The organism is Paenibacillus mendelii (assembly GCF_024498075.1).
Classification (GTDB): Bacteria; Bacillota; Bacilli; order Paenibacillales; family Paenibacillaceae; genus Paenibacillus_Z; species Paenibacillus_Z mendelii.
In genome coordinates, this window is the sequence record NZ_JANHOF010000010.1 from 116,473 (window position 1) to 129,164 (window position 12,692).

The following is a 12,692-nucleotide window of genomic DNA, read 5'->3' on the forward strand; positions in this document are numbered from 1 at the left end:
GTTTAAACCTTCATTTTCGGATCGAATGCATCCCGAAGACCGTCGCCGAAAATGTTGAAAGCCAGCATTGTGATCGTCAGCATACCGGCCGGGAATAACAACTGCCACGGGTACATCTTCCAGCTCGACAAAGCGTCGTTAATCATAACGCCCCATGATGCAGCCGGGGATTGCACGCCAAGACCGAGGAAGCTGAGGAATGCTTCAGCGAATATCGCTGATGGTACGGATAGAGCGACCGTCACGATAATCGGACCGAGCGAATTCGGGACCAAGTGACGGAGCAAAATATGAAAGCCGCCTGCGCCCATTGACCGCGAGGCGAGCACGTATTCTTGATTTTTGAGCTGCATAATTTGTCCCCGTACAATCCAGGACATGTTAATCCAGCCGGTGATGGACATCGCCAGAACGATGGTCCACATATTAGAGCCCAATACGACACTGACCAGAATAACGACCAGCAGATATGGGATCGCATAAAGCACTTCGGAGAAGCGATTAAGGAACTCATCGACTTTCCCGCCGAAGTAGCCCATGATGCCGCCCATCAAGACGCCGATCAGCAAATCGGCAAGTGCCGCTGCCAAACCGACCGTGAGCGAAATCTGCGCGCCTTTCCAAGTCCTCGAGAACATATCCCGTCCAAGGTTATCCGTACCGAACCAATACTCGGAGGACGGCGCTTGATTCGTAGCATCCAAATTCGTCGTGTAGTAATCATACTGTGAAATGAGCGGACCGATAATGGCCATTATTATAACGACTGCCAGAACATATAAGCCGAACATCGCCCAGTGATTCGTCCGCAGCCGATACCAAATCTCCTGCCCGGCCGAACGACTTCGGGTGACACCTACTTCTGTTACCTTTGCTTGCTTTTCAATACGAGCAAACTGGGCGGAATCGATGTGCCCATCCTGAGTATTCATTTCAGCCGGCTGCATGGCCTCCGCCTCCTTTTTTCATCATTTTGATCCGAGGATCGATTAATGCATAAGCGATATCGGTAAGGAACCTTGCAAACATGAGAATGGCCGCATAGAACAGCGTGATCCCCATAATGAGCGTGTAATCCCGGTTCGATACACTCATGGTAAAGAATTTGCCAAGACCCGCTATTCCGAAAATCGATTCGACAACGACGGAGCCCGTAATAATATTCGCCGTCATGGGGCCAACATAAGACACGACAGGCAGCAGCCCGTTGCGCAGGGCATGACGAATCAGGATAGTTAATGAACCGATTCCCTTCGCCTTGGCTGTCCGGATATAATCGGCCGATAACACCTCAAGCATCGTAGACCGGGTTAACCTTGCGATAAAGGCAATCGGCAGTACCGAGAGCGCAATGGTCGGCAGAACGAAGTCGGAAGGGTCATTCAAGCCTGCGACATCGAAGAACCTAAACTTATTGGCAAAATAATATTGAATAATCGTCCCTAATACGAAGTTCGGCACCGCGATCCCGAGTGTTGCAAAGAGCATAGCGAGCTTATCAATCAGCTTGCGGTGATACAGAGCCGCAATCAGGCCTACCGCGATACCTACGATAATCGATACTACGATCGCGACAAGACCAAGCTGCAGCGAGTACGTAAAAGAACGGGCAATAATATCGCTAACGCTCTGATACTGCTGCCGCATCGACATCCCCAAGTCCAAATGAATCAGATTGTTCAAATAAACGAGGTATTGCTCCCACATCGGCTTGTCAAATCCATAAAACTTGATGAGGTTCTGCCTCACCACGTCCGGTACGTTCTTTTCCTGCATGAACGGATCGCCTGGAATAGCTTTCATCAGGAAAAACGTGGCGGTCGCCAGTACGAACAGCGACAGCACGATATTGACCGTTTTTCGAAGCAAAAACCGGATCATGACCCACCACCTCCCATAAAGATATCAAAATTGAAAATACGTAGGCCGTCGTCAGACGTCACCTACGTATTTCCGTTTCACTTGTGTAAAAACCGGACCTAAAGGCTATTCCTCCATGTAGGCTCTCGTGTAGTCAATATCACCTTTATAATCCATCTCAATACCCTTCACATGAGGTTTTACCAAATGCGGGCTGGTGTAGTAGTACAGCGGGATAATCGCCATGTTGTCTTGAATCAGAATTTTCTCCGCTTTGGCCATAGCATCGACACGAGTCTTCTGATCGGAAGTCGTGCTTGCTTCTTTGATCAGCTTATCGAATTCAGCATTTTTGAAGCCAACGTCATTGTTGCCTCCGCCAGTCAACCACATGTCAAGGAAGGTCATGCCGTCATTGTAGTCCGCACCCCAGCCGGAACGCGCGATATCATAAGCAAGGGACGTACGGTTCTGCAGGAATACTTTCCATTCGACAGTCTGTGTCTTAACGGTAATACCCAAATTCTTGTTCCACATATCCGCAATGGCTTCCGCTACTTGCTTATGAAGCCCTTCATTGAAAGAAACCTCGAAGACCGGCATTGCGGTCATGCCTTCTTCTGCCAAGCCTTCAGCAAGAAGCTTCTTCGCTTCCACTGCATCTTCTTTGAACAGGTTGCCGTCTACTTCTTCACGGAAGTCTTTATCCGTACCGCGAATACCAGGCGGTACATAGGCATAAGCCGGTGTTTGACCACCTTTAACTACCTTCTCAACCAATGCTTTGCGGTCAATGGACATCGCCAGCGCCTTACGCACCTTCACGTTGTTAAATGGCTTTTTCGTGTTGTTTACCACGTAGTAATACGTGCTGGCCGTTGCCGGTGCCGAAAGCTCCGGATTTTTATCAGCCAAGAATTTAGCTAATTGCTCTGTTGGAATGTTGCCCGTCGGCAAGCCGCTCCAGTCGATCTCACCCGTTTCATACATGTTCGCTTCTGTATTCGGATCTTCAATCATAACAAAATGTACTTTCTGCAGCTTGATCTCATCTTTCAAGTAGTAGTTCTCGCTTGGTACAAGATCAATCGAATCATTGTGCTGCCAGGATTCCAGCTTGAAAGGACCGTTGGAAACGAATGACGAAGCTTCAGCAGCCCATTTCGGATTTTCCTTCACGGACTTGTGAACCGGGAAGTAGGTGTAGAATGAAGTCAGATTAAGGAAGTAAGGCGTTGGGTTCTCCAGCTCAACTTCGAGCCTGGAATCGTCAAGTGCTTTCACGCCGACCTCTTCCACTTTCACGCCGCTGTCTGGCGTGTTGTATTTCTCTGCATTCTTAATATAGTAGAGCTGGTAAGCATATGGAGCTGGCGGACTCATCACAGGGTCCAACGTACGCTTCCAGGAGTATTCAAAGTCATGGGCGGTTACAGGATCTCCGTTGGACCATTTTGCATCCTTCCGGATATGAAACGTATATTTCTTGCCGTCGTCCGAGATGTCCCATTTCTCAGCCATGCCCGCTACCGTTTCACCTTTCTCGTTACGGGTAAGACCTTCGAAGAGACCTGTCATAACAGTAGAAGACACTTGGTCTTGAATTAGTGCTGGATCCAACGTTGGCGGCTCTGCCGTCAAATTCATGCGGAAGGTTTGATCACCACCGCTTCCACCATCTGAGCCGCAGGCGCTAAGAACAGCTACCATGGCGACAACTGCAGCTAACAAGAATGTTAACTTAACTTTCATTAATATGACACCCCTCATTCAAGTTGTAGGCCGTATCAATCAGCCTAATATAATAGTCACAATATTTTTCATAAATAACAAATTAATTACCATTAATTATGAAAATTAATTGTTGCTATTTCAAATAAACTAAGCGCAGCTCGAAAAACGACGTGATCACATCGGTTTGAAACCGCTCTTTTTCCACACTCTATAATTATTATAATCCGAATTCAGCCATTTTCCCTTAGGTAATTCGAACCAACCTTTATAATATCAAATTATTAATACCTTTGAATGGAATATTGTGTAAGTGCAATCTGTGAAAACGTTTGAAATCACTGGAGATAAGCATTTATCATTCCCCATTTTTTTTCAGTTTGAAACCAAAAATTAAAACTCCCGAAAAATAAATTCAAGACTCTAGTCACTTGAAAAACAAAAATTCGTTATTATACTTTATTGCTTTTATACGTCTTTGCTTTAATGCTTTCATGCGATTATACTTTTATTTATCAGTGCTTTAGTGCTTTTATGTAATTATGCTTTTTTGTCCTCCATTTCTAACCGCTTCATTCATCAGGAACAACGTCATGATTTCTATCCCAATTTTTTCCTCCCTTACAGAGCTGCGGGTTCCGCGTGTACCGCCAAATGATTGCAATATAATTACTACACCGCCTTATAATTTGAAATAATTGGGATTTATTAATAGAAACTTTCAAATTTAATTATTATTCTAGATGATTCATCGTTTTTACACATACTCAATCATTAAACCTGATACAAGTGTGACATTTATTAGGACAAAGCGGACTGTCCGAACATAAAAAAGCAGCCCGCCCTCATTCCAGGACACGCTGCTCGTTTTTGCCTACCCGCTGCCGCTTCTCGCAATCTCGTCTGTTCTTAAACCCAGTATCATCATTGATTCCCTGTATGTACCCGCTTGCTTGTCGAGCCCCTTACAACCAATTCCGGAACGAGGATGATCCGCTGCTTCTGATTCTTGAGTCCGCGTATCTCTTGAATGAGCAGATCGATCACATGACGTCCCATGTCGCGCATCGGCTGCGCAACGGTCGTCAGCGGCGGTTCTACAATGGAGGCTAGAATCGTATTATCGAACCCTACTACCGATAAATCCCGCGGCAGCTGCATCCCGCGTTCCCGGGCTGCCTGAATCGCACCGATCGCCAGCAGATCATTGCAGGCAAATATGGCCGTTGGCGAATGGATGGAATCAAGCAGCTCTCCAGACTTCAATTTGCCGCCTTGGATGGTGAAGTCACTTTCTTTGACCAGCGCATCGTCATACTCCAGTCCATTCTCTTCAAGCGCACTCCTGTACCCCCGGACGCGCTCGCTGCTGCTCATCACATTCATATCCTCGGCTATGACAGCAATTCGCCGATGCCCCAATTCAATGAGGTGCTCCGCTGCCAGATAGCCTCCAATAAAGTCGTCGACAATAACGGTATCGACTGCGAGAGTAGGCATGTCCCGGGCAATTAACGCAACTGGAATATTGAGCTTCAGGATATCCTTCACGGTAGAATGATTAGTGGTCACAGTTGACAAGATGATTCCATCCACACTCTTCTGCTTCAACAAGGAGATATAATCAACTTCCTTAGCCGGATCATTATCTGTACTGCACATGACCAGATTGAACCCAAGCTCATGACCCCGATCTTCCGCGCTTCGCGCCACTTCCGCGAAGAAGGGATTGGCCAGATCGGGGATAAGCATCCCGATGGTGAAGGTACTCTTGCCCGTTAGCGCTGAAGCGATCACACTCGGCTGGTAACCCATTTCCTCCATCACTTCCACGACGCGCCGCCGCGTCCCTTCGCTGATCCGTCCGGTTTTGTTGAGCACCTTCGAGACGGTCGCAATTGACACGCCCGCTTTGGATGCAACATTGTATATCGTAGGCTTCACTTGGCAGCCTTCCTCTCCATCCCTATCGTGATCGACTATTTATGCATGAACTCCCAGCTGATTTCACTGTAGGCGAAGCCTTCCGTTTCCATCCCTGCACCCATCTTTACATTGGAATCCCGAACACTTCCTTGCCAGGACCCATCCTTCAACCGATTGGCTGCTAGCGTCCGCCAACGATGACCCCCCGCTTCATATGCGAAGGATTGTCCATCATCGTCATACAGCTCGAAGCGACCTTCACTATTGCCATAATGGCGTACAGTTAGCGGTACCGCCTCACCCGCAGCTGGAACATGAGGAAGCTCCGGCATTAGAGGAACAATCGCGCCGCATCGCATGAAGACCGGAATACGGTCAAGACCTGCCGTTATGAGGGCAACCCTACCCCCCTCATAAAGTTCACCCGTCTCAAAATCATACCAGTCCCCTTCAGGCAGAATGACCTCTCGCCCGCTTTCCCCCGCAAACAGCGGCGCAACAAGCATATCATCACCCACCATGAACTGATCGTCCATCTCCCGCGCCATCATCGCTTTATAGGCTATGTCATCGTCACCAGCAGCCACAGTTCTCTCACCGGATAACCCAAACGCAAGCTGCATCGAGCGAATCGGCGGCACACCTTCAAAATAATAGTTGGCAAACAACGTATACAAATAAGGAATCAACCGCATTCTCAGCTTCAAGTACTTGCGTATTATCGGCTCCACTTCCGGATACGTCCATGGCTTAACACCAGATGACCACGCATTCAACATTGCCAGCGGAGAGAAGCAAACGACCTGCATGCGCCGGACGAATTCCTCCGCACTGCGTGTTTCACGTACCTCGGGCGTCCACAATAGACCACTGAAGCCGGAATTACATAATGCACGCACGAACTGCCGATGATCATATAGATCGCTATACAGCACATAGGGCATCGGCGCACTCCCCGCATTGGATGCCCTGACGAGCCCATATGTGCGTCTCCCCCGCTGCCGATAGAGCTCGTCCGTCATTTGCTGAAACAACAGGCCGTATACTTGCCTCATCTGCTCTCCGTCCAGTCCAGACGGAAATTCAGCATGGGCCGGGAACATCCATGAGGACCCCGTCAATTCACTGCCGTCGCATTCATCCAGCTTATAGCCGGCTGCACCGGCATCCACATGCTCATCCCGGTGCTGCTCCATATAAATCTCTCTTGCTTCTTGCACCGTGTAGTCCGGCGCCACTCCACCCCATACCGTATAAGAGCCCGACAACGGCGCAAGCTTGGGATAGATATCTGCAGAAGGAGCGACATAAGGATTTTCCCATAGGTTGATTTGAAAACCGCGTAAGCTCATCTCCGCCATAAACCGGCGGGGGTCAGGGAAGCGAATCTTGGACCATTCATAGGTGACGGGGTAACTTGAAGAATGCCAGCCCGGCTCCAGTCCAATTACGTCACAAGGAAAATCCCTTAGGCGGAATTGCTCCGCCTCCTCCATCACCTGCTCAGCCGTATATCCGCTTGGCACGCGATGCCAGAAGCCCAGGCCCCATCTTGGAGGAAGTGTTCCACCGCCGCAATACAGGTTGTATCTACGCACGACATTCATCATCGTGTCCCCGGCAAACAGCAGAATCTCCACACCGTCACCCGACACGACGATTTCAGTCAAGTCAGATACCGGAGTCGCCAGCCAGTCGGCATCCGTATTGCGGTCACGTATGTACGGCGCATTCTGACTGTCGCCCCGAACGGTAGAACCGCAATGCACGGTTGCAATCCGAGCTGTATTCACCAGCACGCCATAACCGCGGCTCGATACGAAGAAGGGTACAGGTGCATGGCTCTCCCCTGTATCCTCCTTCGGATCGCTGTTCACCCGCAGATATTTGGTGCGGCCCCGATGATTCATAAGATGAAACTGCAGGCCAAACCCGTAGATTCGCTCTTCCTCGTGAAGCGGCAATGATACAATCGTCTTCCCGCTAGTCGTCCATGCCCGAACAGAGTCGCCGTCAAACGGATTGTCAGCTTCACCCATTCCACTCAATGCCTCTAATGAAGGTCCGCGATCCACAATCGATAACGGGGTCACCCGTTCAACACTCCCGATTTGACCACTCCAAACACCAGCTGCCCGTTTCACCCAACCTATGCCGTCCGCCATCATTCAAGCCCCTCCCATTGTCTCCCAAGACAATTAAGCGCTTTCTTCATCTAATAAACTATCAGGTTTCATTGATTTGTCAACACTTTACAGCAGGCGGATCATCCTCTGCCAGACCTTGCGGACGAGGCAGTGGAGGGCATGCCCACGATGTTCTGCAGCCTGCTGTCCCAGCATACGGAACTCATTCTAATCCCCCGGAAAAACAACAAGGACCCAGCACCTTGGCGATGCCGGATCCTTGCCCTTGCCCAAACCTATTACATACTAAACCTCGCTGGCATTGGCCATATGGCCTCCATCTACGGTAATCGTCGCTCCCGTTACATAAGAGGACTCCTTCGAGGCCAGGAACAGAAACACATTGGCCACTTCCTCGATGGTACCAAGGCGCTTCATCGGCGTACGCTCCGAATAAGGCGGAAGCCCCTCTTTCTCACGCAGCGCCCGGTCCAACGGCGTGTCAATGAACCCGGGAGCTACTGCGTTCACGCGAATCGCATGAGGCGCAAGCTCTACCGCTATCGACTGCGTCATTAAAATGATACCCGCTTTAGAAGCATTGTAGTGCGCCAGCATCGGGCTGCCGCCCAAGCCGTTCTTCGAGCTCATGTTGACAATACTCCCGCCCGTGCCCTGCTGGATCATCTGCCGGGCTGCGATCTGGCTTAATTGAAATACCGCGTTCAAGTTAATGTTCATCACTTTGTTCCAGTGATCAGGGGTAATGTCCATGAAAGGCTCACGGAAAGCAATGCCCGCATTATTAACGAGAATGTCTAATCCCTGCCAATAACTAATCGCTTCTGCAGCTTGGCGCTCCAATAGCTCCGGATCGCTAATGTCACATACCAGGAATCTAACGGAATCGCCATAACCGGCTTCCGCGAGCTCCGCTTGCGTTTCTTTCAAGTCCGCTTCACTGCGGTCCATCACGATAACCTTGGCTCCCTCAGCCAGATAACGCTCCACGATACCCTTGCCGATTCCCCGTGCGCCTCCAGTTACGAGCGCCCTTTGCCCTTGCAGTCTCATCACGGCTCACCCCAATTCCCCTTGTTTTCATTCGAACAGCTTAGATTTTCATCAAGAATCGCCATACGCCAGCTAGGAAGCTTCGGCGTATGGCGAGTTATGATTCATTCCTATAGTACGCCGTATTTATCGTAAACATCGCGCAGGAATTTGCCATCCAGCAGCTCTTGGCGGCTCGAGTTTTCACGCGTTGCCTTGTTCATCGACAGCTCGAACACTTGATCGAACAGAGCGTTTGGAATCACAACCACGCCGTCGCGATCACCGAAGATGATATCGCCAGGCAGAACGCTAACGCCTCCGCAGACAACCGGGCAATCATAATCGATCACCATTCCGCGTCCGCGCGAATCGACCGGCTTCGTTCCGGTTGCGAATACAGGGAAGTCAAGCTCCAAGATTTTTTTCGTATCCCGGATGAGACCATCCACGATAGCGCCATTCGCTCCGCGCATTTTGGACGCTGTAGACAACAGCTCGCCCCATAGACCGTTACGCTTCGATTCATTCGTACAGCCGATTAGCACCTCACCCGGCTTCACGCTGTCGATCGCTTCGATTTCTTTGGCATACGGATTGTCGGACTCATGGTATACATCGACGGCAAGCACGGTTTTTGCACGGCCTACCAGCACCCAATCCTTCGAGATCGGGTTGATGTCTTCACGCATCGCTTGGTTCCGGTAGCCTAGCTCGTCCAATGTGTCGCAAATGACCGCAGCGTATAACACTTCTTTCATTTGTTCGAATTTCTGTTCCTGAGTTAGTTCTTGGCTTTGTTGTGTCATGTCTGTATTCTCCCATTATTTATATTTTTTGTTAATGATTAATTTCAAAATTTTCCTACTTATTAGCCCTTAACCGCACCAGCCGACAAGCCTTTCACGAAATAGCGCTGGAAGCCGATGAACAGCGCCATAATCGGAAGCAGCGTAAGCGCAATCCCGCCGAACAACAGGCTCAAATCGGTCAAGCCCCGTCCGCCGAAAAATTTGTACAAGCTGATGCTCACCGTCGGGTTATCCGTTGAATTAAGCACAACGAGAGGCAGCAGCAGATCATTCCATACGGAGATGAACTGTACGATAATCAGCGACGCCGTTACCGGCAGCACCAACGGGAAAATAATCTGAAAAAAGGTCCTTGTCGTCGAGCACCCATCCAAGTAGGCCGATTCTTCCAACTCGTAAGGAAGCGCCCTCATGAATCCGGCATACATAAAGATACAGAATGGCGATAGTATGGCAGCATACATCAGCGAGATGCCCAGAATCGTATTCTGAAGATGCAAATCCTTTAGCAGGAACACGACAGGGATGAGCGCCGACTGAATCGGAATCAGAATGGCCGACGTATAGACCCAGTACAGGGAGCCGAAGAACTTATGCTTGATCCGAGCAACCGCATAAGCTGCGAGCGCCCCCAAGCCGACAGCAATGACGAGCGCAATCGCCCCAATGGAGAATGTGACCCCATAGGATTTGATCAGGTCCATTTTCTCGAATGCGTTCACAATGTTTTCGAAGCCAGCCTCAAAGGACGGAAACTTGAGCGGGTTTTTCACAATCTCTTTATGCGTCTTGAACGCATTGATAGCAATCAAATAGAGCGGTATCGAAACAATAAGCGCAAGGAGGATGACGGATAGTTCAACAACGAGTTTCTGAGCCCGTTTCATACTCACATCACACCCTTCTCATATTGTCTGGATATGGCAATAAAGAAGAATGTAACCACCATCGCGCATATCGTCAGAACGAAGGAGGACGCAAGTCCCAAAGACAGCTCCGTGGAGGAGAAAGCGTAACGGTAGATCTTAACAGCCAACGTTTCACTCGATCCAGCAGGTCCGCCACCCGTCAGCGCAAACGGCAAATCAAATATGCGAAGGCCGTTCGCCAAACCGATCAATACGTTAACCGTAATGCCCGGCGCGATCATCGGGAGGGTCAGACTGATGAACCTTCTCCACTTCGAAGCCCCGTCAATCATGGTCGCTTCCTTCATATCTTGTGGAATACCCTGCAATGCAGCCAAGTAGATAATCATAATCGGCCCCCACATTTGCCATACCGTGATCGCGATGATCGAGTACACAACGTAGTCCGGGGAGTCGATCCACGGGATCGCGATTCGGTCGCCAGTCAGCTTAGACAGCCATTCATTCAGCAGACCCGAGTTTGCATCCAGCATATATCTCCACACGAATGCCGCAACGACAATCGGAATAACATTCGGAATGTAAAAGAGTGCACGCAGCAAGCTCTTTGTCTTCAACGCTTGATCCAGCATCAGTGCAAATAGTAAACCGCATAAATTGGTCAGTACAGCAGCGGCAATTCCAATAAGCAGTGTTCGCTTTAACGCATTCGTGAAGCTTTCATCATTGAAAATATCCAAGTAGTTGGAGAATCCGACGAAACTGTACCCGCCAACACCTTTCCAATCCGTAAAGCTGTAATAAACCGATTGGAGAATAGGAAAAAAGAGAAAGATCGCCAAAATGATCGTAATTGGGGCTACGAAAAATATCCCCGTAATAAACATCCTCTTCTGCATAGGGATTCCCCCTCGGATCCATGAATTAATCGTGATAACCGGCTCCTAGATACAGGAACCGGCTATCGCGAGGCATCGCTTGATTACTTCGCTATCGTCTTGTTGTATTCCGCGATGAACTTGTCGATCGATTTCTCCACATCACCTTGGAAGGTAAGCTCCTGTGCAAAAGTTCCGAGCGCTACCCAAGTATTGTTCGGTACAGGTCCGGTGTTGGCAAACGATTGGATCCGATCCGTCTCAAGCCATGCCGGAACATCTGTATACGACTCATCAAGCTCGCCTACGCCAGGCATTGCAGAGAAGGAGCCCTTCGCCTTCAGAATCTTGGCATATGTCTCTTTGCTGAACATCCAGTTCAAGAAGATCTTCGTTTCTTCTGGATGAGCACTCTTCGCATTGGCAGCCAATCCATCTTCCGGAACGAAGATGTAAGCATTCTGATCTTCTGCAGCGTAAGGCATGTTCATGAAGCCAAGCTTCATATCCGGGTTAAGCTTGCGCAGCGCGCCGCCTTCCCATGTTCCGCTCATGAGTACTGCGCTGTCGCCTTCCGCGAATGCTTGTTGGGCGATCGTGAACTCATTCGTGAAGCTGCCTACACGTGTATATTGGTTGAGCTCTTTAAAACGTTCGAAGCCTTCCTTCAAGATTGCGCGATATTCCGGCTTACTCCAGTCAATCTTGTTGGACAGGTAAGCTTCCTTGAAAGCAGGATCCTTCACTGCATAAGAGCCGAATGCCCAGTGGAAGACGTTGCCCATCATCGTTTCGCCTTTACCGGCGTAGACAAACAGGTCTTTCCCCTTCTCCTTCAGCTTCTTACCGGCATCCATGAACGCTTCCCATGTCTTCGGAGGCTCGCTCAAGCCGACTTCTGCCAGCATGTCCTTGTTATATGCAAGGCCCAGAACGCCTACACCCAACGTGAAGAGCGCGGGCTTGCCGTCAATAGAGACCGCATTGCGAATCGATTCGGAGTAGCCCGCCATCGACTCATAACTGCTCAGGTCAGCCAAGTAACCGGCATCGTTCGCAAGTCCAGTCGTGATATGTCCGATGTTAACCTGATAAGCATCCGGAACCTCGTTGGTGGAGACGCGGATCCGAAGCGCATCGAAGATTCCGCTATCCGGAAGCGATTCCGCTTTAATTTTAATATTAGGATGAGCCGCTTCAAACTCTTGAATCAGCTCCGCATGAATGCCTGCGAACAAAGAATCTGCGAACAGCACGGATAGCTCTACTTTATCGCCGGACTTACCGCCTCCGCTATTCTTGGCGCCATTCTCTTCCGACCCGGTATTCGCATTGCCTCCGCAAGCACCAAGTATTCCGACCATGAGTGTCAACAGCATTACGATTGCAAGCAATTTCGTCTTGTACATGGCTGATGTTCCTCCCCTAGTTATTTCC

Annotated in this window: 10 protein-coding genes; all 10 read right to left on the reverse strand. The window is 49.6% G+C overall.

Translation table 11 applies throughout. The features are described from left to right. Positions 1-2: 2 nt before the first annotated feature. Positions 3-947 (reverse strand): ABC transporter permease, encoded by a 945-nt coding sequence (locus NNL21_RS24925; protein ID WP_204820130.1) that lies wholly within the window; start codon positions 945-947, stop codon positions 3-5. After that, positions 934-1,881 carry an ABC transporter permease gene (locus tag NNL21_RS24930; RefSeq protein WP_204820131.1) on the reverse strand — a complete coding sequence of 316 codons (948 nt, stop codon included), beginning with the start codon at positions 1,879-1,881 and terminating at the stop codon, positions 934-936. Before NNL21_RS24930 ends, NNL21_RS24925 begins: the two co-directional genes overlap by 14 nt. A 105-nt stretch (positions 1,882-1,986) precedes the next feature. Next, complete coding sequence (locus NNL21_RS24935) at positions 1,987-3,612, reverse strand: peptide ABC transporter substrate-binding protein (protein ID WP_204820132.1); 1,626 nt, start codon at positions 3,610-3,612, stop codon at positions 1,987-1,989. A gap of 903 nt (positions 3,613-4,515) precedes the next feature. Further along, positions 4,516-5,535, reverse strand: coding sequence for a LacI family DNA-binding transcriptional regulator (locus NNL21_RS24940; RefSeq protein ID WP_204820133.1), 1,020 nt, complete (start codon positions 5,533-5,535; stop codon positions 4,516-4,518). Positions 5,536-5,570: 35 nt separating this feature from the next. After that, on the reverse strand, positions 5,571-7,685 hold the full coding sequence (locus NNL21_RS24945) for a TIM-barrel domain-containing protein (protein ID WP_204820134.1): 2,115 nt from the start codon (positions 7,683-7,685) through the stop codon (positions 5,571-5,573). Between the two features lie 264 nt (positions 7,686-7,949). Next, complete coding sequence (locus tag NNL21_RS24950; RefSeq protein WP_204820135.1) at positions 7,950-8,717, reverse strand: SDR family NAD(P)-dependent oxidoreductase; 768 nt, start codon at positions 8,715-8,717, stop codon at positions 7,950-7,952. A 110-nt stretch (positions 8,718-8,827) separates the two neighbouring features. Next, a complete protein-coding gene (locus NNL21_RS24955) occupies positions 8,828-9,505 on the reverse strand; it encodes an RraA family protein (RefSeq protein WP_204820136.1) in 678 nt (225 codons plus the stop codon). Positions 9,506-9,567: 62 nt separating this feature from the next. Then, entirely contained in the window at positions 9,568-10,395 is an 828-nt protein-coding gene (locus NNL21_RS24960; protein WP_256555464.1) for a carbohydrate ABC transporter permease, read from the reverse strand. Between the two features lie 2 nt (positions 10,396-10,397). Next, the gene (locus NNL21_RS24965; RefSeq protein WP_204820138.1) at positions 10,398-11,276 is read right to left on the reverse strand and encodes a carbohydrate ABC transporter permease; all 879 of its coding nucleotides are present in this window, start codon (positions 11,274-11,276) and stop codon (positions 10,398-10,400) included. 83 nt (positions 11,277-11,359) lie between these two features. Beyond that, positions 11,360-12,664, reverse strand: a complete 1,305-nt coding sequence (locus NNL21_RS24970; protein ID WP_204820139.1) for an ABC transporter substrate-binding protein — start codon at positions 12,662-12,664, stop codon at positions 11,360-11,362. Positions 12,665-12,692 lie beyond the last annotated feature (28 nt).